This is a genomic window from Serratia sp. CY37869, from assembly GCF_052168895.1.
GTDB lineage: Bacteria > Pseudomonadota > Gammaproteobacteria > Enterobacterales > Enterobacteriaceae > Serratia > Serratia ureilytica.
Window position 1 is genome coordinate 181,166 of sequence record NZ_JBJNLU010000001.1, and the last position, 24,186, is coordinate 205,351.

Consider the following 24,186-nt stretch of genomic DNA (forward strand, 5'->3'; position numbering starts at 1 on the left):
GCATATGGATATAGAACAAGCAAAATTATTTAACTCGGAATTAAATCGAGTGGAAACGTCAGCAAGAAATGGAAGGTCAATAACAGTTTTAGTTGCCGTTGGTCTTGTCGCTTACATGGTTTTTGTTGGTTTCTTTATTGATTTTGAAACTGTTTTCATAATTTTAGCTTTGCTTGGTTGTGTGGTGAATTGGATTTTAAATGCAAGAAAAGCAGCTAAGTACAAAGAAAGCTTGAACTCATACTGCTGGTCAAAATTCGGTAAGAGTTATGACGATGCTAAGTATAATGAGCTGTCTGAATAACTACCCACCAAGCACTGCGATCACTACCCAACAAAAAGCCCGCTAGGCGGGCTTTGCTTATGATGAGTGGTACCAGCGTCGCTTTGAAGTCTCTCTTAGCGGTGAGTCTTTCCATCTATTGGCAAGCCACTCAAATTCTTGATAGGTTGTTTTAGAACTAATGCTTTCTCTGATGGCTTTAATTAGCGGCTCTGCATGATTCCAAGTATCAATAACTGTCGAGTAAGATGTCTTTTTGATCATATCCTCGTTATAAATTCCATTTTGGATGCTCACTGCCACTCGCTCATAAAAATTCAAAATGTACTGGAACTTTCTCTTTTCGTTCTTTTCTTCTTCCGTTAATTCTGCGCCACCGCATGGGAACACATAAGATCTAAAAGATTTTCCTGACTCGTGCACTTTTCTAAGAACATGCAATGACTCTATGTATTCTTTGTCTGTCCTGCTTTCGAACAAGAAAATTGCAGTCTGAGTTTTTTTTGCAGTTCTGATGTTGTACCAGATGGTGAAAATTGCAACAACCACTCCAAGCAATACAATTGCATTGCTAACTATTTGCATTGTTACTGGATCGATGTTCATTGTTTTTTCCATGAAAAAGGCGGGTGGTTAGCCCGCCTATCAACACCCTATGGCATTTAGAAGCCATCAAACTCATCAAATTTTTTCATAGGTTTTGCTCCTTCTCCTTCTTCTAACGCTAGGTAATCTTACTTATCTAGCTTGGGCATCGGCTTTTTAGCGGATTACCACTTCGGTAATATTACTAACTGGTAATGTTGGTTGCAAGGGTTGTTGGTTGCATATTGAACTCTGTCGTTGACCACAAAGCACCTGCTTTGCTCACATCTTCCCGATCGCGTGGTCGATGTAGCGGGCGTGAGTCTGGATGTCACCCAGCGCGCGGCGCATACCGCCGACGTAGCCGCGGATAATGTCCAGCTCCCGATCGGCCGCCGATACATCGAACCCATCGGCGCGCAGCCATTCCAGCAGCGTGAGCAGGGTGCTGCTGTCATCTTTGCTCAGGAAGTCGCGGATGATTGTCGCTTCATGCTTCCGGTTCGCCGGCAGGCTGTAGTTCGGCCGCTTACCCGCGGGGATGAATTCGCCTTCATGAATGATCTGCTGCAGCTTGTCGACCAATACAGACAGGTTAGCGGTGCCGGTTAGATCGCCAAGCGTGTTGTGGCCATAGCGCTGGCTGGCTAACTCGCTCTCCATCCGGTCGAACTCCGCGATATACGCTTCTTTGAACTGTGCCGCCTTCTTGCCGGTGAAACCCATTACCAGGAAGACGAAGCCGTTCTTGGTGATCTGGTACATGGGTAAGGTGCGACCGGTAGGGTCTTGGTAATCACTCAACGCAAAATTGCGTTCAGTGAATTCTGGTGAGCAGTCGATAGTCTCGACCCGGCGGATTACGTCGGCGTGGCGCTTGCCAAAGAAATCAGAAACGGATCGGGTGGTTGTAACGGCCTGGCCGTGACTGACGATAATTTCAGGTGCTAAAACTGGGGATTGAGTAGCCATTGTGATGACCTCTACGCTGATGGTTATTTATCACCACCATAGACGCCAATCTTGGTGGTGAACCGTACAAGGTTGGCGTACCGGTCAGCGTAGGCTCCGGCGCATCTTTCGATGCCCCTGCACGGCCCACCATTGAGAGGGTGTAGCTGTACTCCGCACACAAAAAAACCGCTTAAGCGCGGTCGTGCGCTACGCTGATATGCGGGACGCCAATCCCGGCATCAGATTTTGCTGATGCGCTATCACTGTGGCGCAGGTTTGCGAGAAAGTAAATGTACCAATTTGGTAACTATTTTGCGAGCGGGATTGAGAAAAGATTACCTTGACAGCAGCCGGGCTAGGCCCGGCGAGGTATTGACGATGGTAATTATTGTTCCAACTGGTGAGTAATAAATTGCGAATGTGTTTTGATTTGTTCCTTCATTTTTTCATTTTGTGTGACATAGTTCACTAAAGCATTCAGTTCCAGCATAGCACCGCCGATCTCTGACCCGTCATCATCGAGTTCCTTCAGCAGCGTTTCCAGTAGTGAAGCCTTAGCTAATCCCGCGATCCCTTCGCGCGTGTTAACGCTTTTCTCCAGCATCCTGCTGGCCGGGTAGCTGTACTTCTTCATTGCGTAATGCACCTCGCTCAGCCTGTGACTACTGTATAAATAACCATATATAAAAATGATTAGTTTAGCAATATGCGCAATTGAAATTACCATATAGGTAATAAAAACAAATATAACACACAATTCAATTCATGTATGGTTTTGGTGTGGCTAAAATGAGCGAAAAGCAATCTGACGGAGCCACATCGAATGACCGTATCTACGCAAATAAGCCGGGAGGATTACAACGGGAATGGTGTGACTACCGTGTTCCCTTATCGGTTCCGGATCTTCAATGAAACCTCGTTAGAGGTGGTTCGCACTGATCCCAACGGCGTTGAAACCCGCCTTGTTTTAAACAGTGACTACACCGTTACAGGAGTTCGTTCGTACTCCGGCGGTAATGTGATCCTGAACATCGCGCCACCTATCAACTTCAGTCTGGCCATTGTCCGTAAACTTCCGACCGTTCAAGAAACAGATATTCGTAACCAGGGAAATTTCTTCCCCGAGGTTCATGAGGATGTTTTCGACTACCTGACGATGCTGATACAGCAGAACGACGAGGCCTTAACTCGCGCGCTTCTTAAGCCCGTTGGCGGTAACCATTACTACGATGCAAAAGGCCAACGCATCATCAACTTGGGTGATCCTCTTCTCCCTCAGGATGCGGCCACCAAAAAATGGGTCGACCTGCAATACTCGGTTCCAACAGAGGAGGCAAAGCAAGCGGCGCGAGAGGCGAAGGAAGCAAGGGATGAAACCAGGGTTATTGCTAACAAATTTGGTGATGTTGATCATGCTATAGACGTGGCTCAAGGAGCTGCAGCATCAGCAAAGCAGTCAGAAACTAATAGCGCGATCAATGCAGACCGAGCCGAAGCTGCCGCCAGCTCAGCGATGCTTGAAGCTGAAACCTTCGACTCCGTCGCTGCTGGCTTGGCAGGCACCACGTCCGGGCAGTATTTCCGCGTATGGCAGGCCTCAAGTACCGGTATTTCGTTCATTTTCTACAAGAACAACGGAGGCGCAGCACAAGAGCTTACTGACTACCCGAGCGGGTCAGCTCTTGATTTCATCTCCTTTGGTCAGGCCGGGGATGGTATTGCGATTACTGACCCACAAGGGCGCCCATCATTTTCAACCGTCGACGGTAATATCTTTGCCGGCAATCTCGATGTTGTTCAGCTGCCTGGCGACGGCGTTTTCTGGATTGACCCAGACGGCTACGCCATAGAACTGCAGCTTAAAAATGACGATCAAGAGTCGGCTGCCTGGCTCACAGAGCAAACTGAAAAAAGCGAAGTGTTGGCACGCCAGAGCCGCGAGGCAGTAGCTTCTCGCGGTAATAACGCGATTCGCCCGCTGGCACAGATAGTCCACGACATTTATTACGGGCAGTCTCTACAGAATGGAACCGAGGGATGGCCACGCCTGAGCACTGTACAGCCGCTTGATAACCTGATGTTTGGTGATTCTGTCATGCCAGCGTCGCCAACTGCCGCGGTATTCACTCCCCGCGGCGGCGCGGTGTTAAAACCATTGATCGCTACGTGCTGTGATGCCAACGGCAACGCACTGACTGATTCGCAGGTGGCCGCACTGGCACCAGGAACAATTGCGTATGGCGAGTCCCCGGTGGAGGGAGCTTTGAATTCCTGGCGCCGTCACCATCTCGATCGCCTCGGGATTTCATCTGAACCTAACCGCCTCTTTGTTGGCTCTGCAACGGGCGTCGGCGGCCGGACGATTGCGCAGCTCAGTAAAGGCGCAAGCCCTGAACTGTACAACCGTTTCTACACCGCCATGACTGGTGTAAAAGCCATCGCTGACGCTTCCGGGAAGTCATATCAAGTCGGCTGCATCGTTCACATGCAGGGCGAGAACGATTACCCCAGCGCCACAAAGGATTATTTCAAAACAGCCACGCTGCAGCTTCGCAATGATATGTACGCAGATGTCGCGGCAGTGACAGGACAGGCTCGTATGCCTGCATTCATCACGTATCAAACTGGCGCCTCATTCACGCGTGACGAGCGGGATATGGCAGTTGGTATGGCGCAGATAGAGCTTGCCGACGAGAACGAAAACTGGTTCCTGGCAGGCCCGACCTATCCCTACACCGATAAAAACGGACACCTGGATTCAAATGGCTACCGCTGGTTTGCTGAAAAGCTTGGCGAGATTTCGTTCAGGGTGTGCGAGCTTGGCCATGACTGGAAGCCGCTGCAGCCAATCGCTGCCGTTTGTCGTGGCGTTGATGTGCTGTTGTCGATGCACACGCCGGCGCCGCCGTTGCGGTTTGCCGCGCCTTATGTTGTGAACGCGGCGCAAGAATACGCTGACAAAGGCTTCACGGCTATCGACAGATTCAATGGCTCTGACACTCCGATCAGCATTTTGTCTGTAGAAATTCGTGGGCTTTCAACAATCCACATCACGCTGACGCGCGAACCGCTCGGCACGCTACTGATCCGTTACGCGGACAAGGCGAACCACAACGGAAACGGTATGGTTTGCGATTCAAGCAATGGCCTCAGTGAAAGCAAATACGTTTATCTGCCGGGCAGCGGCATGTACCCGTCGGCGAATATTCCCGAACTCGTTAACAAATACTATGACCTCCGAAACTGGAGCGTTGCATATCAGATAACCGCTGAGGAGGTTTAACCATGGCTATCGGATTCATTGATAAATATTCAGATTTAAGCGGAAAGACGGATTTCATTATCCCTCCAGTTAGCCGGGGGATCCTCGGCTGGGGGTATCTTGGCGGCAGCCTGCAGCGCTCATTGCAGAATCTGGCGCGCGGTAACCCAGGGTTAAACGTAGTCGGGACGCCGACAATCCACGATAACTATGCGTCGTTTGTTGGCTCCAATCATTATTTCCAGACGGCGATCTTCCAGCGCATGCAACACACCATTTTCTGTGTCGCGCGTTCGCTCGATACCTTTGTTGATAATAGTCACAAACCGATGATTTTCAGCTCGTTCAACGGACAGAACACATCTGCGCCGGCTTACGCAACGCAGGGGCTTTCGCTGTACGTCGAGAACTCTGGATATCCGCCACCGGTCGGGAAGCTGACGGGTATCGTTGGGGCATATGACCCTACCGCACCTGGTCCAGCCACGGCGACAACAGTGCAGATCGAGCGTGATATGTCGCAGTTCTCGATCATGTCGCTGACGCAATCAGCGTCAACGATCCAGGTGCGTGATTGGACGCTGGGATATACCGCAATAAACCCAATCCCCGCCGGCCGTGTTATTGCTCCATCGAATCGGGCATTTGCAATCGGCAGCCCTGCTAACCCTATTTCATACACTGGCACCGTTGATATTGCCGGATGGGCTATCTACGAGGGGGTGCTGAACGAGCTGGAGCACAACCTGGTTGTTGCCAAATTCCGTAGCTATTTCGCCAAGCGTGGTATGGCCGTTTAAATATCCCCGTTGGGGAGGTGGAGCCATGAAAATGGAAAAAATCACTACCGGTATTTCGTATGGCGCCTCTGGTGGTGGCGCTGCATTCTGGTTTACCCGACTGCTCGATGGATACTCTCCAGAGCAATGGGCTGCGATCGGCGTCCTTGGTGGTCTGTTTTTCGCATTCCTCACGTGGCTGATGAACCTTTATTTCAAGATTCGCGAGGATCGCCGGCGAGAAAAAATGGGGAGGGTTACCGGTGAGCAAGCTGAATAAGACTGGCGCCGCCGGCGCGATTTGTTCTGTCGCGGTAATAATCGGCCTGGTGCTGTTGAACGGAGAAGTAAAAACCAGCCGTGCCGGCCTGGAGTTAATCGGCAACGCCGAGGGCTGCCGCCGCGAACCGTACAAATGCCCGGCCGATGTGTTGACTGATGGGGTTGGGAATACGCACGGCGTTAAACAAGGCGTGCGCAAGACAGATCAGCAGATCGCCGCCGATTGGCAAAAGAACATATTGGCGGCAGAGCGGTGCGTTACAAATTATGCCGATGGTAACAAGCTGCAGCAGGGTGCCTTCGATGCGGCGGTAAGCATCACGTTTAATGCCGGTTGCGCGACAATGCAAAAATCGACGATGTTCCGCCTGTTTCGCCAGGGGGAAACGGTAGACGCCTGCGAGCAGTTCCCGCGCTGGGTGTATGCCGGCGGCGTAAAGCTCAACGGTCTGGTGATTCGCCGTGACAAGGAGCGTGCTCTATGCTTGGCAAAATGATTGCCTCCATCGTGGTGATCCTGCTGGCGCTGGCGGTCGTCGTCGGCGCCGGCGCATGGTTGGCAGCTCAACACTACCAGCCGACGATTGACCGCCTCAATGAGGCGCTGACGCAGTGTAAGGATACTGGCCGGCAACAGGCATCGACGATCGCCAGCCAGAACGCTGGCATTGAGGCGCTGCAGCGTAAACAGGAAGAGATGGAAGGCAAGGTAAAGGCAGCTCAGGAAAAAGCCCGCAGGGAGGCGCAGGGCGACTATGAGATGGCAAACGAGGTTATGGCAGAGCGAACAACAGGCGAAGCGTGCGCGGCGGCGTCTGTTGCGTTTGACGCAGAGCTGCGCCGGGAGCGTGCCCAATGAAAAAGCTGATCGTGTTTTCTGTTCTGGCATTGGCCGGCTGCTCGAACGTTCCGCCGGCGCCGTCATATGTTGAAGTGAAAGTCCCGATCGCTGTGCCATGCAAAACTGCCGATGTGGCGCGCCCGGTGTTCGCTGTTGACCAGTTGCCTATCGGTGCTACTATCGACGTCCAGATGCGAGCGCTGCGCGCTGAGCGTCACCAGAGGATTGGTTACGAAAGAGAGCTGATAGCTGCCAATGAGGCGTGCAAAAACTGAGCTTGTTTTTCTGGTGACGGTATTAAAGTCGGTATGAAGATTTCAGTGTCATTGTGTCAATCAATAAAATCAACATGTTACTGTTGTTGTAAATAATTGAGTGGGAGTAATCCCGCGTCCGGCGTAGGCTGGCGTCAGTGAACCGCACATGAGAACCAAACCCGCTTAACGGCGGGTTTTTTTATGCCCGATGTTTGGCGCCCTGTGCCGTAGACGGCCTCCGATCCGCAAGAGGGCTGGGTTGAGAGAGGCGTGAATGGAGAGGACAGCCCGCACGGAGCCGCCTGCGCTTTGCTTACGGCTCATTTCCTGAGGCGCTGCGTTTCCCATCTCGGCTTTGCGCCTATCCGCAGAACGGTATTCTGCAACCACGCGCACTTCGCCGGTGCGATGATGTCGTCGGATAACGGGGCTTTATTCACCGTATCCGCCGGGCCGCGGCATAATGAATTGCCGTATTGAGGCGCGTCGACTCATCGGCATCGGGCGATGGCGTAGCTAATTAATCCTCTGCGAAAATAAAAGGACTCCGTGCGCCCTTTTATGGGATTTTTCTGAAAGACTTGGTCTGACGAATAAATATATCAGAAGGATGCGATGAATTAGTCTATTTCTTATTTTATAAATCTTTCCTTCTGTTTTTATTGAGGAAATCAGCGGTTTTATTGTTTTTAATAACCCTTCTCAAGGGCGATTCCTACGTTTTATCGGCATTCATTGCTTGGAGTTGAAATTCTAATTATATGATTTTTCTTGTCTTTTAATTATTGTCGTAACATAAAGTGCGAACTGTGTAATTATCTGGCATTTGATATTTTCTAAGCTATCTACATAGGCTACTCTAAATGTAAGGGTATTAAAATGCACCGCCGAGAGGGAGGCAAACGATTTATCAACGGATGCCAGGATATGCTTTCTTTTGACTGCTTAGTTGCACAACGTCAGGATGGATATTGGTCAAGATGAAAGAGACAGGAAAAGCCTTCACCAGGGAAAAGCTTTATAAGAATTATACCAATAACGTCACAAGGAGGATGTCTACCCAAAAAGAAGTATCTCTCTGTCAATCAATTATAAAAGGTTCATCGTTTTTCACATTCTAATCCTAATTGCATGATTGCGGCAGCGCTTTGTTTTTCATTTTAATGGATAAAAGCCCAATGAGCAGGTTGTCTGAGGGTGGGTTTTGTTAGGGCATGGATGTCATTATGAGTTACCAGCATAGTATTGTGGTCGAGCTAGTTAATTTGATCGAGATGAATATACAGCATGATCTCTCGATAGAAAAGTTATCGGATTTGTCTGGTTATTCGAAATGGCACTTGCAAAGAATGTTTCAGCGTTATACGGGAATGAAAATAGCGACGTATATCAGAAATAGGCGTCTGAGCAAGTCTGCCGTCATGCTCAAACAGTCTGATTTAAAAGTATTGGAAGTGGCTACTGCTATCGGCTTTAGCTCCCAGCAGGCTTTTAGCCGCGCCTTTCAACGCTTTTTCGGTGAAAGCCCAAAGGACTTTAGAACGAGCCAGGAATGGGACTTTTCCAAACATCTCCCTCCCTTTTTAATACAAAATCCGTCAGCATATCATTTTATCGAAATGCCCAAGAACATATACCTGCTTAAGGGATATAAGTTTTTTCTCTATCATTCAATGAATGCTTCCAGCTCTGGAGGAGAGGAACGACAGAAATACGGCAGCCGCACAGGGAAAAATACCGATACGTCAATGCGCACGGTAAAGTTGGCCTCATCCGGTTGGGAAGTAACGCTCAGCAAAGGGTACTACGAGACACGCAATCTGACGTTGATAAGAGGGCAGTATTTGTTGTTCGAGTTTAACGGCAGGTTGAACGAATACCTGGTTTTTTTTGACAGCATCTATGACGCCTATCTTCCTTTACTTGGCGTGCGAATAAGAAACGGCTTTTTAATTGAGTTGCATAAAGAAAAGAATTTTCAATACGCGGAAATTAACGTCAAGGTGTTGATTTATATTGGCAAGTCTTGACGCTATTCGGGCAGTAAAACAGAGGGATTATCCCAAGGAAAAGGAGGTGCTTATCAGGGTGATCAATTAGCGCTCGGGCTGTTGCCGTTTTTATCTCTATCTATTTTAATTTTAAAAGGAAGTCAGTTATGACTAGTTCTAGTTTGAACACGTTCCCTGTGGGCTATGAGTATGTCAATTTTGTTAATTGGTCAAAAGAAATCTCCGGCAATCATATTCTGACCTGCTATCCACAAAATACGGATGAGCTCTTGGCCGTAATTAACTGGGCGCATGAGAATAAATATTGCGTGCGTCCGGTTGGCATCAAGCACAACTGGTCCCCGCTCGTTATTGCAAACGGGGAGGATAATAGCAATGTCGTGCTGATCGACCTCACCAGAAAATTCAAAAACATCTCAATCAATAAAGTGGGAGAGCATGGATACGTCACCGCGCAAACGGGGGTGACAATGCAGGCTTTGCTCACTGAATTAGAAAAAAAGAAACTCGGCTTTTACGCGACGCCGGCGCCTGGCGATCTGACCCTGGGCGGCGTGCTCGCCATCGGCGGCCATGGAACCTGCATCCCGGCAAAAGATGAGCCTCTGGCTGAGTTTGCCAGCTTTGGTTCCGTGAGCAATAGCGTGGTGTCGCTAAAAGCTGTCGTCTGGGATCAGGCGCGGTCGAAGTATGAATTAAAGGAGTTTACGCGTGATAATGCGGAGAGCTCGGCATTCCTGGTGCATGTCGGCCGGGCTTTTATCAGCGAAGTGACGCTGCAGGTGCCGCGCAACCGGCGTTTACGCTGTCAAAGTTATGTTAATGTCACCGCGGCGGATCTTTTTTCCACTGCGAGCACGACAAAAAATACCTTCAGCCATTTCTTGGATCTGTGCGGGCGCGTTGAAGTCATCTGGTTCCCGTTCACGGAAAAACCATGGCTGAAAGTGTGGAAGCAAGAAGACAGCTTCCCAAAAGTGTCAAAACCGGTTAATGGTCCATTTAACTATCCGTTCTCGGATAATTTGCCGGTTAAAATTTCCGATATCATTAAAAAAATCAATAATGGCCACCCGGAGCTGACCCCGACACTCGGCAAGGCGCAGATGGAGTTGGTCAGCATTGGTTTAGGGGCCACCGTGTCGGCGGATCTGTGGGGGTGGAGCAAGGATCTGCTGTTGTATGTGAAGCCGACAACGCTGCGCGTGACGGCCAATGGTTACGCGATAATCACGAAGCGGAGCAATATTCAAAACGTATTGCACGATTTCACAAAAAAATATGAAGACATGGTGGCCGATTACCAGCGCAAGAATTCATTTCCGATGAATGGCCCGATTGAAATTCGCGTCACCGGATTGGACAGTGCAAAAGAGAGCGCGGTGGCCAATGCCATTGCTCCCGATCTTTCGGCTATTCGTCCCGTTGAATCCCATCCGGAATGGGATGTCGCGATCTGGTTGGATATTCTGACCATGCCCGATACGCCGGATGCCAATAAATTCTACAGTGAAATGGAAAAATGGATTTTTAGCCACTATGCGGGCGACTATGCGACGGTTCGCGTAGAGTGGAGTAAAGGCTGGGGTTATACGTCACAGGCAGCGTGGCAGGATAAAACCGTACTCGAAGAAAACATTCCGCGCAGCTTTAATGCCGGGGCAGGGAACAATGACAGTTGGAATCATGCCTGCAACGTGCTGAATAAGTACGATCCGCACAACGTGTTCTCCTCTCCATTGACCAAAGCGGTTTTCAAACAGAAGAGTTAGTGAGTGCGTAATTGAAATAACCACCTGATTGGGCAGGTGGTTAGCATCATTAACCTTTCAGAGGGAGCCGCTTGTTTTCAAGCACCCCATTCTTTCTCGTAATGATATTCGATACGGCTTGCATCCCCGCCCAGCAGGGAGCCTACGGCTGCAACGCTTTTAAATGCCGCATAGCCAAGCGAGTCCGCGACATTATGAACGGCGCCCAAGCCAAAACCGATCGCGTTGAACCCTTGGCCTACGGAAGAGATCAATCGGGTATTAAGCGCATCATTGGCCAATTTTACGGTATCAATGATAACATCGCCGGCAAATCCTGATACAAAGCTTGCCGTATCGGAAATAATCCCTGCACCAGAAACGATTTCGATCTCTGCAGTATTTAGCTCTTTCATAGTAAATCCTTTCAACTTTATCCCTATACCTCAGGAACGAAACGTAAAGCGTTTCGCCGCTTAATTCTCGCAGCCTCTGTGAATGACGGCTTGATGAGAATACGCTTAGATTAAAGAGGTCGGCGTTGAAATATGCAACTCATAACGCCGTCGCTAATATTAGGGTCGCACTTTTTGTGACGTTTCAGCAGTTTTGTGTTTTTTTAAGATTATTATTACTTGTGGGTTTTGCCAACAAAGACTAAATCTAAATAAGCGCCGTGTTGGGCCAGGGAAAAGATAAAAATGAACGGTGTCGCTATATATGGAGAGGTCAAAATTTGTTTAGGGAAGAGGCCTTATCGCATAGTCGTTCTAAATGGGCAGGAAAAGCATTGTTAATTGCAGGGTTGCCGGCCTGGGTCATCGCGGGCATTTCACTTTCATTCGTTTCTGTGCTGATCATTTTCGTGACCTATGGCGGTTATACCCGGCGTATCAGCGTGGGCGGAGAGGTCACGACGCTGCCAAGGTCGGTCAACATATTTGCTACTCAGCAGGGATTCATTGCACAACGCTTTGTCAATGTGGGCGATCAGGTAAAAAAAGGGCAGCATCTTTATCAGATAGACGTCAGCAGGGTGACGGATTCCGGCACCGTCAGCGCAAGCACGCGGCAGGCGATAGAAAATCAACTGGCGCAGGTCGATAGCATCATCGCCAAATTGGAGGCGAACAAGAAAACGACCCTGGTCAATCTGCAAGCGCAGATTGACCAATATAAACTGGCGCACAGCCAGTCCAAACAGATGGTCGAAAATTCACGCAACGGCGTTAACTTCATGCGCGAAACCATGAAAAATTACGATGAGTATCGCAGTAAGGGGCTCATTAATCGGGATCAGCTGAATAACCAGGTTTACCTCTACTATCAGCAGCAGAGTACGTTCCACAGTCTCTATAACCAAAGCATTCAAGAGTCTTTGCAGATAACTAACCTGAATAGCGATCTCGCGACAAGAGCGTCCGATTTCGATAATCAAATCTCACAATATCAATTTCAGCGCAATGATCTCCTGCGGCAGCTGGCCGAAGCGGACGCCAGCGGCTCGTTGATTGTCAATGCGCCGGCGGACGGGCGCGTTGAATCGCTCAGCGTGACGCCTGGGCAAATGGTCAATACGGGAGACAGCCTGGCGCAATTAATCCCCAGTAATCATGCCATCTATTATTTGGTTTTATGGTTGCCCAACAGCAGCGTGCCTTACGTGAGCCGAGGCGATCACATCAACGTTCGCTATGACGCCTTCCCGTATGAAAAATTTGGTCAGTTTCCCGGCGTGATCGAAAGCATCGCTTATGTTCCCGCATCGATTCAGGAAATGTCCACTTACAGCAGTTCGCCAACTCGACAATCGGCTGAACTGGTTGAGTCGTACTACAAAGTGCTGGTGGCTATCGATAACACGCAGTTCGGCTATCAGGGAAAGAAGCTGAACCTTTCAAGCGGCATGAAGGCGCAAGCCACGCTTTTCCTGGAGAAAAGACCCATCTACCAATGGATGTTCGCGCCATTTTATGACATGAAAAACAGTGTGTCGGGGCCACTTCGTGAATAAAGTTTATGAGAATATCGTTGGCAAGCTGAACCTGTCGCTCAGAAGAAAAGTGCCGCAGGTCTTGCAAACGGAGGCCGCCGAATGCGGGCTGGCCAGTTTAGCGATGGTGTGCGGCTATTACGGCATGCACATCGATATGCTGTCGATGCGCCAGAAGTTTGATATCTCGGCCCGCGGCGCCACCCTGAGCTCGCTGATCGCGATCGCCGAGAATCTCAATTTGAAAACGCGGGCCTTATCCTTGAGCCTGGATGAGATTCACCAGGTGAAAAGGCCCTGCATATTGCACTGGGATATGAATCACTTTGTGGTCCTGGTCAACATTCGCGGTGGGCGGATAACCCTGCACGATCCGGCATTTGGCCGCCGGGTTATCGGCCTGCAGGAGTTTTCCCTGCATTTTACCGGAATCGCTTTAGAGGTATGGCCAAGCAGTGAATTCACGCCTGTGGTGCAGAAAAATCGCCTGCACTTTAGAAAACTGCTCAGCAATGTCACCGGTCTTAAAAGCGCGCTGGTAAAAATTTTCGCTCTGTCGCTGGTCATTGAGGCCGTCAACCTGCTGATGCCCGTCGGGACTCAGTTGGTGATGGACCACGTCATCCAGGCCGGCGACCATAATTTATTGGTCATTATTTGCGTCGGTTTACTGTTTTTTATCTTGTTCCGCACCTGCGTTTCGATGTTTCGCTCGTGGATCTCCATCGTGATGGGCGCGCTGATCGATATACAGTGGAAATCAGGGCTGTTTGATCATCTGATGAAGCTCCCGCTTGCCTATTTTGAAAAGCGCAAGCTGGGTGATATTCAATCGCGCTTTGGCTCGTTGGACGCCATTCGCACCACGTTTACCACCAGTATCGTTTCCAGCATCATTGATGGCATCATGTCGGTCGGCGTATTTATCATGATGTTCATGTACGGTGGCTGGCTGGTGTGGGTAGCCTCCGGCTTTACGGTCTTATATGTTCTGCTGCGCCTTTCGACCTATCGCTATTATCGGCAAGCGTCCGAGGAGCAATTGGTGAAGTCGGCGAAAGCCAGCTCACATTTTATGGAGACGCTGTACAGCATCGCGACGCTGAAGTCGTTGGGGTTGGCGGGAACGCGTTCGCAATTCTGGTTAAATTTAAATATCGATACGGCAAACGCCAATATTCGGGTGACGAAGCTCGATATGTTCTTTGGCGGCGTGAATGCGTTTCTTGCGGCCTGCGATCAAATCGTTATCTTGTGGTTGGGCGCGTCTTTAGTGATCGACAGTCAAATGACATTAGGCATGTTTGTCGCCTTTAATGCCTATCGGGGGCAATTCTCCGATCGCGCGTCAAATCTTATCGATATGGTCATTCGGCTGCGAATGCTGAATTTGCATAATGAAAGGCTGGCGGACATCGTGCTTTCTACGACAGAGGAAGAAAAGCCCTATCGCAAGATATGCAATCCCAACGAGGCGGTGACTTTTGAAGTGCGCGATCTGCTTTATCAATATGACAGCCTTTCGCGCCCAGTGATCCCCGGACTCAGCCTGCAGATCGCGGCGGGAGAAAGCGTGGCGATCGTCGGGCCTTCAGGCGTCGGCAAAACCACGTTGATGAAGCTGATGTGCGGGCTGTTGGAACCGACGGAAGGGCGTTTGTTTATCAACGGCATTAACATTCATGATATCGGCATTAATAATTATCGGGAGTGCATCGCATGTGTATTGCAAGAAGATAAACTGCTTGCCGGTTCAATTGCCGAGAACATATGCAGTTTTGATGCTCATCCCGATACGGAATTTATCGTTGAATGCGCCAAGCATTGCAATATTCACGACGATATTATGAAAATGCCGATGGGATATGAAACGTTGGTGGGCGAATTGGGGGGGAGCCTTTCCGGCGGGCAAAAACAGCGGGTGCTTATCGCCCGCGCGTTGTATCGAAGGCCCAGTATTCTGTTTATGGACGAAGCCACCAGTCATTTGGATCTGGACAATGAAAAAAGGGTGAACGAAGCCATATCCTCGTTGAAAATGACCCGCGTTATCATTGCTCATCGGCCATCGACGATTGCATCGGCAGATCGGGTAATTACTTTGCAGCCTGTAAATGCAATGGCGTAATTGTTTGATGAAATATAAAATTTTATATTTATTTCATCTTTAATTAAGATTTTCGTTATTGAGTTAATTTATCGAGCACCTTATACCTAAAGCGTGAACCGACGGTTCATAAAAAGCAGTCTTTTTTAATTGATTCTTTTTAGTGAATGGAGATGAAAAATGAGAGAATTAAACTCAACAGAAGTTCAGCAGGTGAACGGCGCAACGATTGGCCTGGGTCTGGCTATTATCGGCAAGGTTGTTAACAGCTGGGGAAACGCGTGGAATAATGCCTGGGGCGGTTGCACGCCAAAACCGCCGGTATGTAAACCTGAGCCGCCGGTCTGCAAACCAGAACCGCCTAAATGCGATTAATCGTATTTAGATAACGCCACGTAAAATGCGGCAGGCTTAATGTTTTATTCATTGAGCCTGTCTTATTGCTGGCGGATAACCTGCGCCATCTGTGTAGTTAACTTGCCCCCCACTGCGTCAACAGCGCATGCAGCCTGGCCGGTTCCAGCGGCTTGCGCAGCACCAGATAGCCTTCCTGCTCGGCCTCTTGCAGAACTTGCGAATTGAACTCGCCGCTGACCATGGCGCCACTCACGTCCGGCAGGCGTTCGAACAACGCTTTGAGGATGTCGAAACCGCTCTCGCCGGAGCGCAGGCGTTGATCGCACAGCACGGCGAACGGCGTAAAGCCGTCGTCGACGATGGCGAAGGCTTCCTCGGCGGAGGCCGCGCAGCGCACGGTGATGCCCCAGGTGCTCATCAGGCTTTCCCAGGCGGAGGTCACCAAAGGATCGTCGTCCACCACCAGGCAGGATCCCCGCAGCGGCGCGTAGCGGGTGGGCGTGGCGGTGTTGTCGTACGTCGCCGCGCTCTCCGGCGCTTTGTCTTCGCCGAGGTATTGCGCAAAGCGCATCCAGAAGCGCGAGCCTTTGCCCTCGACGGAGTGCATGCCGTACTTCACCTTCATCAGCTTGGCGCAGCGCGCTACCACTGCCAACCCCAGCCCGTGCCCGGCGCTGTCTATCTTCCACGCCAGCTCGGGGCGGTAGTAAGGGGAGAAGATTTTGCTTTTCTCTTCGTCGGCGATGCCTACGCCGGTATCCCACACTTCCACCAGGCACTCGGCGCCGCGCGGGCGGATGGCGATCAGTACGCCGCCCCGTTGCGTGTAGCGCAGGGCATTTTGGATCAGATTGATCAGCGATTGCCGCACCAGCAGCGGATCGCCCATCACGCTGATGCGCCGCCTGGGCCGCCAGGTGCGCAGCGCAAGCGAGCGGCTGTTGGCCTCTTCGCGGAACAGGGTGATCACTGAGTCGAGCAGTGCGCCGATATCCACATGGGTGGCGGCGGTGCGCACGTTGCCGGATTCGATCTTGCTGAGATCAAGCAGCGAATTGAACATCAGATGCACTGAGCGCACGCTCTGCTGCAGATCCAGCAGCTGCGGCGTCAGGCTGTCGTCCCGGTTTTTGTGGATGATGGCTTCGATCAGAAAACCCATGGCGTGCACCGGTTGGCGCAGATCATGGCTGGCGGTGGTCAGGAACTGGTTCTTGTCCAACAGCGCCTGTTCCGCCTCTTCTTTGGCCTGGCGGAACTGCTCCGCCAGGCGCGAACTTTGCTCTTCGAGCAGCGCTTGCTGAATAAAGAACGCATGTGAGGTTAACGCGTGGCGATAAATGGCGAAGCCGTACAGCAAGTTCAGCATCAGCACGATGAACATCACGTCTTCCAGCCGCCAAATGATACCGAGGTTCAGCAGCCCCCAGGAGGCGAAGAAAAAACGCGTAAAGGTGCTGATGACGGGCGTAAGATGCGTTGCGTTGGCGGCGACGATCGCGGCGATGCTGATATTGAGCAGCAGGAAAAAGTCAAAGTTATGGGTCTGCGGGGTAATTAAATAGAGTGAGGAGATCCCCAGCCCGTGAATAAAGGCCACCTTATTAATGCGCGGCAGCCAGCGGCGCAGCACGGTGTCTTCATCATTTTCTTTGGCCTCGCGCAGGTAGCGCCGATGCCATATTCTGATCGCCACGGCGCATAGCAGGTAAACCATGATCCAGGCAATGGTTGGGCCAAGTTCATCCCCCAGCAAATAAATCCAGATGGCGAAAGGGATGCCGACGAAAGGTACGGCGGTAAAGCTGAACACCAATCGCATGAAGGTGTTGTCCAGCAGGCGGATCTGCGCGCGTGGTGAGATGCCATCATTTTGTAAATTCTGGAAAAACCTCATTGCGACGGCTCCCGTTTGCCGTGCAACAGCGTAATGGCTTCGACCCGGCTGTTGACGCCGATCTTTTTCAAAATATTGCTGATGTGTTCTTTGACGGTGGGTTCGGAAATAGACAGCTGCGCGGCGATCCTTTTATTGGGCAGGCCGCGCATCATCATATTTAATACGTCAATTTGTCGTGGGGTTAAATTAAATTTTTTTAAATGCTCGTGGTTGCTTTTAACGGCGAATTCATTCCCGTCAGGAAACCATTCCTGATTATCGTTCAGCGCAAAGACCGCCTTGGCGAATAATTCAGGAGGTTCGTTTTTTAATACAAATCCATGCCCGCCGGCAGTGTGCACTTTCTGCCAGATATCGTTATTCTCGTCGCCGCTAACCACCAAGATCCGCACCTGAGGATAAAGTTGCTTTACTTCTTTGAGTAATTTCAACGCCGTACCGGAAGAGAGCCAAAAATCGATCACCAGTAAACGCGGCGGGCCATTTTCCCTAATATGACGGTAGCAATTCTCTTCTGTGGTCACCACATGCGCCTGTTTGAATCGGCAATGCGTGCTGAGAAAATTAGCGATGCCGCTTGCTACCAATGGATGGTCATCAACGACCAACGCATAATCCTGCCCCAAAGGATTCTCCTTTCGCCTTCAAATATCAGATAGGTCTGATGAGTTATTATCAACCCTCCCTACTTTAGGAGGGTTTTTTCGTTTAGGAAAGGGAAATATATTATTCGAGGATTTGGATAAGAGAAAACATAAAGCCAATCGGTAATTTTAACTGATTGGTTATAAAGGATAATTTATGAAGAAACCACTTATCGCTTTAACCGTTACGATGATGATAGCCGGTTGTTCCACCCTGAAAACCGATCAGGCCATTCCGCTGCTGCAGGCGGAAACCGCTAAAATGCTGGGCCTGGGTTCATCGGACGAAATTACCGTGACCAATGTCAATGGCGCGCAGCCGGATGCGCTGGGCGGCCAAAAACTTTCTTATCGCGCCACCACAGAAAAAGGCCGAATTTTCGATTGTTCATCGCTGATGATGCCGGGAATTTTAGGCTCCTCGCCGTCGCTGAGCGCGCCGACCTGTACACCGGTAGTCACCCATAAATAATTCGCTTTGGAGGCGGTATTGCCGCTTCCTGGTTTTCCATCGTCGGAGCGCCAGCGCCGGGGGGCAATAAGCTTTTGCTTCGACGATCAATAAACCTGCGTGCGCGGAATAACGCCTCATACCTCCTCTAGCGCATTGAGTTTTCTTATAACAATACATTCCGCGACATCACGCTAACGAGTACGGAGATAGCCCGTGAATGACACGACATCGCATTCTTTAGCGGTTAAAACACCGCTTTCCAAACTTTACCTCGCTCTATTTTCCGCGCCGCTGTTGATGCTGGCGCCCGCCGATATCGCTCGCGCAGACGATGCCATTTTTGACGGCGACTCAAAAATTACCGAATCATTGGCCTACACCGGGGACGTTTACGTCGGCCGTAACCAAAGCGGCAACCTGCTGATCGAGAATGGCAAGATCAGCGCCTATAACATCAATATCGGCCGGATGTTCAACGGCCAAATTCATGACAGCGTAGTCACGGTCCGCGGGCCGAACGCCGAGCTGAATGCGGTGAACGATCAGTTCGTGCTGCGCGGCGGCCTCAATCTGGGGCGGGGCACTTTGCGGGTTGAAGACGGTGCGCTGGCCAGCGCGAAAGAGATCGTGGTCGGCACCACCCGTGGCTATGACAGCCACCTTATCGCCACCGGCGCCGGTTCTCGCGTTACCAGCAATTTTCTCAGCGTCGGCACCGATCTGGGGGCACGTTCCACGCTGGCGATTGAAGACGGCGCGGTGCTGAACACTGCCTTTGACGCACGCATCGGCAATGGCAGCGGGCCGGGTGAGACCGATACGCTGAGCCCGAAAGCCACGGTCAAGGGGGACAATTCCCAGTGGAACGTCGGCCGTGCGCTCACGCTCTACGGCGATCTGGACGTGCTGAACGGCGCTGCGGTCAACGTCGGTAATATTCAGGTGGCGGGCGTCTCGGGCGCGCGTAAAACTGCCGAGCTGACGATCGCCGGCAACGGCTCACGGTTTACCAGCGGCAGCAGCGTCAACGTCGGCGATTACGGCAACGGCGTGTTGGCGGTCATGGACGGCGGGACATTCTCCGCCGGCGGCAACGAAGTGGTGCTGGGCAAGACCGGTTCCGGCTCGAACCGCGGCGCGCTGATTATCGGCAGCCGCGGCAATATGGACACCGGCACCGGGTTAACCGAACCGACGCTCGGCGCGGCGGGCGCTGCAGGCACTATCGATGCCCAGACGGCGATCGCCCTGCGAGGCGGATTGTTCCGCAGCTATGTGTACTTTAACCATACCGACGGCAATTACGTTTTCAGCAACAAGATGAGCGGCGAAGGCGAGGTGATCAACAGCGCCGGGCACACGACGCTGAACGGCGATCTCTCTGAGCTGCAGGCGAACGTCACCGCGCGCGGCGGCAAGCTCATCATCGCCAGCGACATCAATACCCAGAAAGAAGACGACATCTTCGAGATCCAAACCCTCGGCGCCGAGAACGGCGGCACGCTGATCCTTAACGCGACGGCGGGCACCGACGTCAATAACGGGCTGGGCTACAGCAGCGCCGCGTCGATCAAGGCCGGCGGCACGCTGGGCGGCAACGGCACGCTGGGCCAGACCGAGATCCAGTCCGGCGGCCATATCTCGCCCGGCGACGGCAATATCGGCACGCTGACGCTGAAACGCTACCTGAACTTTATCGGCGAATCATTCTATGACGTCGATATCGCCGGCGACGGCCGCAGCGATCAACTGCTGGTGGCGGGCAAAACCACCATCAGCGATCGGGCCAAGGTGCAGGTTACGGCGCTGGATCCACAAACCAGCTATAAAACCGGCCAAAGCTACCGCATTCTGACCTCGGACGGCGGCATTGACGGCCAGTTCGCGTCGGCGGTCTCCAAGTCTGCCTTCCTCGATGTGGCGTTAAAACACAGCGCCAACGCCGTGGATCTGACCATCGCGCAGAAAGACACCGGCGGTGAAAACCCGGGCGGTGAGAATCCGGGTGGGGAAAATCCAGGTGGTGAGAATCCGGGCGGAGAAAACCCTGGCGGTGAGAATCCAGGGGGCGAGAATCCGGGCGGAGAAAACCCAGGTGGGGAAAATCCGGGGGGCGAGAATCCAGGCAGCGGCAAGCCGGGCATTTTCCAAACGGTGGCCGAGAGCGGCAACCAGTGGAATACCGCCGGCGCGCTCTCCACGCTGGCGCAGCGCGGTCCTTCACTGGCGCTGTACAACTCGCTGCTGCTGCTGAGCGCGCCGGAAGCGCGCGAGGCGTTCAATCAGCTGTCCGGCGAAGTCTATCCGTCGATGCAGTCTAACCTGATCGCCGGCAGCACCCAGCTGTTCAACGTGCTGAACCAGCGCATGCTGCGCCTGTTCGACAATGACAGTCTGCCGGTACCGCCGTTGGCGATGTCGCTGGTGCAACCGGCGCAGGCGCAAAACAGCGGCGTCTGGGGCCAGACCTTCAGTTCCTGGGGCAGGAACAGCGGCAACGGCAACGTGGGCAAGCTGGATGGCAACACCACCGGCTTCCTGTTGGGGGCGGATCGCAAGCTGGCGGACCATAACGTGCGCATCGGCGGTTACTTCGGTTACAGCCGCGGCGATTATGACGTCGACAGCCGCCGCTCCAAGGCCGATACCGACAACTACCACCTCGGCCTGTATGCGGCCGGGCAACAGGATGCGTTCTCGCTGCGCGGCGCGCTGGGTTACACCTGGCACAAGATTGAAGGCAAGCGCAACGTCGATTTCAGCGGCTTCTCGGATCGGCTGAAGTCGGATTATGACGCGAACTCGCTGCTGGCATTCACCGAAGCGGGTTACCGTTTCGGCCAGCCGGAGATGAACGTCGAACCGTTCATCAACCTGAGCTACATCCGCCTGCATACCGACAGCTTCCAGGAGTCGGGTGGCGCGGCGGCGCTGAGCGTGCGCAATGAAACGATGGACACCTTCTACTCCACGCTCGGGGTGCGCGGCGTGACTGAACTGCCGAAGAACGTCAGCCTTTACGGCTCGCTCGGCTGGCAACATGCCTACGGCGATAAGAACACCTCATCGCGCATGGCGTTTGCCGGCAGCGACGCGTTCGTCACTCAGGGCCAGGCCGTGGATGACAACGTGATGGTGGGCGATATCGGCGTGAGCGTGAAGCTGTCGCGCGCTGCGACGCTGGATGTTGGCTATCAGGGGCAATTCGGCGCCGATACCCGCGTCAATTCGGTCAACGCCAACCTGCGCTGGTCGTTCTGATTTTTCCTCTAGACTTCTCTGGTACTTGCAGGCCCGCTTGATGCGGGCCTTTTTTATGGTGGGCATTAAGTTTCCCGTGAGCCTGCGTAAGGGGGCGCTAAGACATTTCCCGATATGAGCAGGGCGGGATTGTCTGTATGATTAATGCTCTTCTTGGTATGGGCAAGGGACTGATTTTCCAATGCGTGAATTGACAAGGCCGTTAACGATTTTCACCAATAAGAAGCCTTTTAACGACCGTTTTGCGGATGATATGCAATATGGCGATATGGATGAACGTACACTTAAGCAACGGTATCGCTTGGGGCAAGTATCAACGTTTATCGATTGGAGTACTTATAAATCGCCCTATGATCATCCGGCAACGCGAAATATTCCGGCAGCAGGAAAAGAAAAGGCGGTTGCCATGCTTTTTGATGAGCTGAGAGCTGCATCGAGATACTTTTCTTTTACTGGCGTTTATCAAGGCTTGATAGTTAAGCTCTTCAATCACATGCAGGGCAATAACGGAACTGACTTTCAAGATGTTCAAATGGATTTAGCCTATAAAAGGCTGATACTGAGCGATAAATCAGAAAATAGTACGCTAATTCGAATTAAAAGTGTTCTCGACACCTTTGACTTTAACTCATATCGGCTGAATAAAGAGGCATTTGCTCTTCAGTTATCACAGAGCCGTTTGCCAAAGTATGTTCGCTGGGGAGACTGCATAAGATAAATGGAATGGGAGTCAGTGTGCATGAGGTCAACAGTACAGAGATCAGTGTTGATTCTTTGGTTTTTCAAGGTAATAGATATACTGCCGTGATTAGCTATAAAGCTCAGGATCATTTTGGATTGGATAAAGAAGATATTAGCAAGTTAACGTTTAATTCTATTGGTTTTTTCAGGATTTGGTTTGTACTTCAAAGGTATAAAGAGTTCGCGTTTAGACCCTTTTTCACCAACTTTGGCGCGAAGATAATAGTGACAGGTGAAAACTATGCTTAACAAGAAAAAGGTTGCGTTCTTTTCTTTGGTTGCCGTAGCGGCTTTTTGGTTGGTTTGGGTGCTTGTCAGGCCGGCTAATGTTGTGCGGGTTGATGGTGCTGCTGTTTATGTTCAATACCTTCCGTTGACCACGGAAGGTAAAATATCTTGGTGGAATGATAATAAAGATAAACTTCAGGAAAAATATCATATTATCAAAGACGAGAGTCACTTTACCGTTGCCGTAATGAATTTTGATGGCTATGTTGCCGCTCCGACGGGTAGCAATGATGGAAGTGTTGATGACTATCATTGTTTTGCCGAGGGCGATGCCAAGAACAAATGTATCTATAAGGATATAGCGATGATTATTAATGGTGATGCTAATAAAAGGATTTTTATCAGTCTGGATGGGAAGACTTTTGCTCAAGAGCCTGACGGTAAGACCACGCTGTTAAAAAAATAGTGACCCTTACTCTTACCCCCTGATTTTCCTCGTTTTCAATCAGACTCGTCTAGGTGGTGGTCAGGGTTTCGCCCTCGCCAAGCCCGCGCAACGGCGGGCTGAGCAGGGAAGGACGTTTAACGCCCTTTTTTCTTGCGTCCTGGCTGGGTAAAGCGCTTGCGGCCGGCCGGCGCAGCGGTTTTATCGGCGCTTTTCGGTCCGCCGACGCTCGGTTTTTTCGCCGGGGAAGATTTGGCCGGGGCTTTCTTCGTCGGTTTAGCCTCGGACGAAGAGCCTTCAATCAGCTTGAACAGCTCAATCAGCTCGTCATCGGTCAGATCGCGCCATTCGCCCAGCGGCAAGCCTTTCAGGCTGACGTTCATGATGCGCGTGCGTTCCAGCTTGGTGACCTCATAGCCGAAGTGTTCGCACATGCGGCGGATTTGGCGGTTCAGCCCCTGCACCAGCGTGATGCGGAACACGAACGGCGCTTCTTTCTTCACCTTGCACTTTTTGGTCACCGTGCCAAGCATCGGCACGCCGGCGCCCATGCCGCGAATAAACTCGTCGGTCACTGGCTTGTTGACCGTCACCAGATACTCTTTCTCGTGATTGTTGCCGGCGCGCAGGATCTTGTTGACCAGGTCACCGTGGTTGGTCAGAAAGATCAGCCCCTGCGAATCCTTGTCCAAGCGGCCGATCGGGAAGATGCGCTTGCTGTGGTTGACGAAGTCGGTGATGTTGTCGCGCTCGCCGTCCTCGGTGGTGGTGACGATGCCGACCGGCTTGTTCAGCGCGATCAGCACCAGATCTTCTTCATTGCGCGGTTCGATCAGCTGACCGTTAACCTTCACCACATCGCCGGCAAATACCTGAGCGCCAACGGTGGCGCGTTTACCGTTGATGAAAACGTTGCCCTGTTCGATGTATCGATCGGCGTCGCGGCGTGAGCAGATACCGCTCTCGCTAATGTATTTGTTCAGACGAATGGATGAGTTAGTCAGCATGGGATCTCCGTAAAACGCGGACTATACATTACCCGGATGGCGC

24 protein-coding genes are annotated in these 24,186 nt (G+C 51.6%); 17 read left to right on the forward strand and 7 right to left on the reverse strand.

Annotation, left to right across the window (positions count from 1 at the left end; translation table 11 throughout):
* Positions 1-4: 4 nt before the first annotated feature.
* Positions 5-304, forward strand: coding sequence for a hypothetical protein (locus tag ACJ8J1_RS00975; protein WP_342183726.1), 300 nt, complete (start codon positions 5-7; stop codon positions 302-304).
* A 57-nt stretch (positions 305-361) separates the two neighbouring features.
* Here the strand turns inward: ACJ8J1_RS00975 and ACJ8J1_RS00980 are convergent, their stop codons facing one another.
* From ACJ8J1_RS00980 to ACJ8J1_RS00990, 3 genes are all read right to left on the reverse strand, one after another.
* The gene (locus ACJ8J1_RS00980) at positions 362-883 is read right to left on the reverse strand and encodes a DUF4760 domain-containing protein (RefSeq protein ID WP_373465650.1); all 522 of its coding nucleotides are present in this window, start codon (positions 881-883) and stop codon (positions 362-364) included.
* A gap of 267 nt (positions 884-1,150) precedes the next feature.
* Positions 1,151-1,840 (reverse strand): Rha family transcriptional regulator, encoded by a 690-nt coding sequence (locus ACJ8J1_RS00985; protein ID WP_442520306.1) that lies wholly within the window; start codon positions 1,838-1,840, stop codon positions 1,151-1,153.
* Positions 1,841-2,207: 367 nt separating this feature from the next.
* A complete protein-coding gene (locus ACJ8J1_RS00990) occupies positions 2,208-2,456 on the reverse strand; it encodes a hypothetical protein (RefSeq protein WP_033632346.1) in 249 nt (82 codons plus the stop codon).
* Positions 2,457-2,645: 189 nt separating this feature from the next.
* Here ACJ8J1_RS00990 and ACJ8J1_RS00995 point away from each other — a divergent pair, with 189 nt between their 5' ends.
* The 8 genes from ACJ8J1_RS00995 to ACJ8J1_RS01030 all read left to right on the forward strand — a co-directional run bounded on the left by ACJ8J1_RS00995 (position 2,646) and on the right by ACJ8J1_RS01030 (position 11,027).
* Complete coding sequence (locus ACJ8J1_RS00995; protein ID WP_442520307.1) at positions 2,646-5,105, forward strand: hypothetical protein; 2,460 nt, start codon at positions 2,646-2,648, stop codon at positions 5,103-5,105.
* 2 nt (positions 5,106-5,107) lie between these two features.
* The gene (locus ACJ8J1_RS01000; protein WP_442520308.1) at positions 5,108-5,884 is read left to right on the forward strand and encodes a hypothetical protein; all 777 of its coding nucleotides are present in this window, start codon (positions 5,108-5,110) and stop codon (positions 5,882-5,884) included.
* A gap of 25 nt (positions 5,885-5,909) precedes the next feature.
* Entirely contained in the window at positions 5,910-6,143 is a 234-nt protein-coding gene (locus tag ACJ8J1_RS01005; protein WP_442520309.1) for a class II holin family protein, read from the forward strand.
* Positions 6,136-6,642, forward strand: a complete 507-nt coding sequence (locus ACJ8J1_RS01010; protein WP_442520339.1) for a lysozyme — start codon at positions 6,136-6,138, stop codon at positions 6,640-6,642. Before ACJ8J1_RS01005 ends, ACJ8J1_RS01010 begins: the two co-directional genes overlap by 8 nt.
* On the forward strand, positions 6,627-7,004 hold the full coding sequence (locus ACJ8J1_RS01015; RefSeq protein WP_442520310.1) for a hypothetical protein: 378 nt from the start codon (positions 6,627-6,629) through the stop codon (positions 7,002-7,004). The genes ACJ8J1_RS01010 and ACJ8J1_RS01015 overlap by 16 nt, the downstream gene beginning before the upstream one ends.
* The gene (locus ACJ8J1_RS01020) at positions 7,001-7,261 is read left to right on the forward strand and encodes a hypothetical protein (RefSeq protein ID WP_342183714.1); all 261 of its coding nucleotides are present in this window, start codon (positions 7,001-7,003) and stop codon (positions 7,259-7,261) included. The genes ACJ8J1_RS01015 and ACJ8J1_RS01020 overlap by 4 nt, the downstream gene beginning before the upstream one ends.
* Positions 7,262-8,469: 1,208 nt before the next feature.
* Entirely contained in the window at positions 8,470-9,273 is an 804-nt protein-coding gene (locus ACJ8J1_RS01025; protein ID WP_033644341.1) for a helix-turn-helix domain-containing protein, read from the forward strand.
* A 128-nt stretch (positions 9,274-9,401) separates the two neighbouring features.
* A complete protein-coding gene (locus ACJ8J1_RS01030) occupies positions 9,402-11,027 on the forward strand; it encodes a cholesterol oxidase substrate-binding domain-containing protein (RefSeq protein ID WP_033644084.1) in 1,626 nt (541 codons plus the stop codon).
* A 77-nt stretch (positions 11,028-11,104) separates the two neighbouring features.
* Here ACJ8J1_RS01030 and ACJ8J1_RS01035 read toward each other — a convergent pair whose 3' ends face one another.
* Complete coding sequence (locus tag ACJ8J1_RS01035) at positions 11,105-11,422, reverse strand: hypothetical protein (protein ID WP_079007635.1); 318 nt, start codon at positions 11,420-11,422, stop codon at positions 11,105-11,107.
* A gap of 320 nt (positions 11,423-11,742) precedes the next feature.
* Between ACJ8J1_RS01035 and ACJ8J1_RS01040 the strand changes: the two genes are divergently transcribed.
* From ACJ8J1_RS01040 to ACJ8J1_RS01050, 3 genes are all read left to right on the forward strand, one after another.
* Positions 11,743-13,020 carry an HlyD family secretion protein gene (locus tag ACJ8J1_RS01040; RefSeq protein WP_033644082.1) on the forward strand — a complete coding sequence of 426 codons (1,278 nt, stop codon included), beginning with the start codon at positions 11,743-11,745 and terminating at the stop codon, positions 13,018-13,020.
* Complete coding sequence (locus ACJ8J1_RS01045) at positions 13,013-15,127, forward strand: peptidase domain-containing ABC transporter (RefSeq protein ID WP_033644081.1); 2,115 nt, start codon at positions 13,013-13,015, stop codon at positions 15,125-15,127. Before ACJ8J1_RS01040 ends, ACJ8J1_RS01045 begins: the two co-directional genes overlap by 8 nt.
* Positions 15,128-15,286: 159 nt before the next feature.
* Positions 15,287-15,481 carry a hypothetical protein gene (locus ACJ8J1_RS01050; protein WP_127897174.1) on the forward strand — a complete coding sequence of 65 codons (195 nt, stop codon included), beginning with the start codon at positions 15,287-15,289 and terminating at the stop codon, positions 15,479-15,481.
* A 97-nt stretch (positions 15,482-15,578) separates the two neighbouring features.
* Here ACJ8J1_RS01050 and ACJ8J1_RS01055 read toward each other — a convergent pair whose 3' ends face one another.
* On the reverse strand, positions 15,579-17,360 hold the full coding sequence (locus ACJ8J1_RS01055) for a hybrid sensor histidine kinase/response regulator (protein ID WP_033644080.1): 1,782 nt from the start codon (positions 17,358-17,360) through the stop codon (positions 15,579-15,581).
* Positions 17,357-17,989 (reverse strand): response regulator transcription factor, encoded by a 633-nt coding sequence (locus ACJ8J1_RS01060; protein WP_033644079.1) that lies wholly within the window; start codon positions 17,987-17,989, stop codon positions 17,357-17,359. The genes ACJ8J1_RS01055 and ACJ8J1_RS01060 overlap by 4 nt, the downstream gene beginning before the upstream one ends.
* Positions 17,990-18,164: 175 nt before the next feature.
* Between ACJ8J1_RS01060 and ACJ8J1_RS01065 the strand changes: the two genes are divergently transcribed.
* The 5 genes from ACJ8J1_RS01065 to ACJ8J1_RS01085 all read left to right on the forward strand — a co-directional run bounded on the left by ACJ8J1_RS01065 (position 18,165) and on the right by ACJ8J1_RS01085 (position 23,157).
* The gene (locus ACJ8J1_RS01065; RefSeq protein ID WP_025303891.1) at positions 18,165-18,479 is read left to right on the forward strand and encodes a hypothetical protein; all 315 of its coding nucleotides are present in this window, start codon (positions 18,165-18,167) and stop codon (positions 18,477-18,479) included.
* Between the two features lie 195 nt (positions 18,480-18,674).
* Complete coding sequence (locus ACJ8J1_RS01070) at positions 18,675-21,722, forward strand: autotransporter family protein (protein ID WP_033644078.1); 3,048 nt, start codon at positions 18,675-18,677, stop codon at positions 21,720-21,722.
* Positions 21,723-21,903: 181 nt separating this feature from the next.
* Positions 21,904-22,440 carry a DUF3289 family protein gene (locus tag ACJ8J1_RS01075; protein ID WP_229597903.1) on the forward strand — a complete coding sequence of 179 codons (537 nt, stop codon included), beginning with the start codon at positions 21,904-21,906 and terminating at the stop codon, positions 22,438-22,440.
* Positions 22,441-22,445: 5 nt separating this feature from the next.
* Positions 22,446-22,712 carry a DUF3289 family protein gene (locus ACJ8J1_RS01080; protein WP_229597902.1) on the forward strand — a complete coding sequence of 89 codons (267 nt, stop codon included), beginning with the start codon at positions 22,446-22,448 and terminating at the stop codon, positions 22,710-22,712.
* Positions 22,705-23,157 (forward strand): DUF943 family protein, encoded by a 453-nt coding sequence (locus ACJ8J1_RS01085; protein WP_033644077.1) that lies wholly within the window; start codon positions 22,705-22,707, stop codon positions 23,155-23,157. Before ACJ8J1_RS01080 ends, ACJ8J1_RS01085 begins: the two co-directional genes overlap by 8 nt.
* 116 nt (positions 23,158-23,273) lie before the next feature.
* On the opposite strand, the gene rluF is transcribed toward ACJ8J1_RS01085, so the two are convergent.
* Complete coding sequence (gene rluF / locus ACJ8J1_RS01090) at positions 23,274-24,143, reverse strand: 23S rRNA pseudouridine(2604) synthase RluF (protein WP_046687643.1); 870 nt, start codon at positions 24,141-24,143, stop codon at positions 23,274-23,276.
* Between the last annotated feature and the right edge of the window lie 43 nt (positions 24,144-24,186).

Excerpts from the sequence above, each read along its gene's own strand:
- ACJ8J1_RS00995 (WP_442520307.1), top strand. The coding sequence starts at position 2,646 with ATGACCGTATCTACGCAAATAAGCCGGGAGGATTACAACGGGAATGGT.
- ACJ8J1_RS00990 (WP_033632346.1), bottom strand. The coding sequence starts at position 2,456 with ATGAAGAAGTACAGCTACCCGGCCAGCAGGATGCTGGAGAAAAGCGTT.
- ACJ8J1_RS01075 (WP_229597903.1), top strand. The coding sequence starts at position 21,904 with ATGCGTGAATTGACAAGGCCGTTAACGATTTTCACCAATAAGAAGCCT.
- ACJ8J1_RS01030 (WP_033644084.1), top strand. The coding sequence starts at position 9,402 with ATGACTAGTTCTAGTTTGAACACGTTCCCTGTGGGCTATGAGTATGTC.
- ACJ8J1_RS01055 (WP_033644080.1), bottom strand. The coding sequence starts at position 17,360 with ATGAGGTTTTTCCAGAATTTACAAAATGATGGCATCTCACCACGCGCG.
- ACJ8J1_RS01015 (WP_442520310.1), top strand. The coding sequence starts at position 6,627 with ATGCTTGGCAAAATGATTGCCTCCATCGTGGTGATCCTGCTGGCGCTG.
- ACJ8J1_RS00975 (WP_342183726.1), top strand. The coding sequence starts at position 5 with ATGGATATAGAACAAGCAAAATTATTTAACTCGGAATTAAATCGAGTG.
- rluF (WP_046687643.1), bottom strand. The coding sequence starts at position 24,143 with ATGCTGACTAACTCATCCATTCGTCTGAACAAATACATTAGCGAGAGC.
- ACJ8J1_RS01065 (WP_025303891.1), top strand. The coding sequence starts at position 18,165 with ATGAAGAAACCACTTATCGCTTTAACCGTTACGATGATGATAGCCGGT.
- ACJ8J1_RS01080 (WP_229597902.1), top strand. The coding sequence starts at position 22,446 with ATGGGAGTCAGTGTGCATGAGGTCAACAGTACAGAGATCAGTGTTGAT.
- ACJ8J1_RS01050 (WP_127897174.1), top strand. The coding sequence starts at position 15,287 with ATGAGAGAATTAAACTCAACAGAAGTTCAGCAGGTGAACGGCGCAACG.
- ACJ8J1_RS01020 (WP_342183714.1), top strand. The coding sequence starts at position 7,001 with ATGAAAAAGCTGATCGTGTTTTCTGTTCTGGCATTGGCCGGCTGCTCG.
- ACJ8J1_RS01000 (WP_442520308.1), top strand. The coding sequence starts at position 5,108 with ATGGCTATCGGATTCATTGATAAATATTCAGATTTAAGCGGAAAGACG.
- ACJ8J1_RS00985 (WP_442520306.1), bottom strand. The coding sequence starts at position 1,840 with ATGGCTACTCAATCCCCAGTTTTAGCACCTGAAATTATCGTCAGTCAC.
- ACJ8J1_RS01085 (WP_033644077.1), top strand. The coding sequence starts at position 22,705 with ATGCTTAACAAGAAAAAGGTTGCGTTCTTTTCTTTGGTTGCCGTAGCG.
- ACJ8J1_RS01005 (WP_442520309.1), top strand. The coding sequence starts at position 5,910 with ATGAAAATGGAAAAAATCACTACCGGTATTTCGTATGGCGCCTCTGGT.
- ACJ8J1_RS01035 (WP_079007635.1), bottom strand. The coding sequence starts at position 11,422 with ATGAAAGAGCTAAATACTGCAGAGATCGAAATCGTTTCTGGTGCAGGG.
- ACJ8J1_RS01025 (WP_033644341.1), top strand. The coding sequence starts at position 8,470 with ATGAGTTACCAGCATAGTATTGTGGTCGAGCTAGTTAATTTGATCGAG.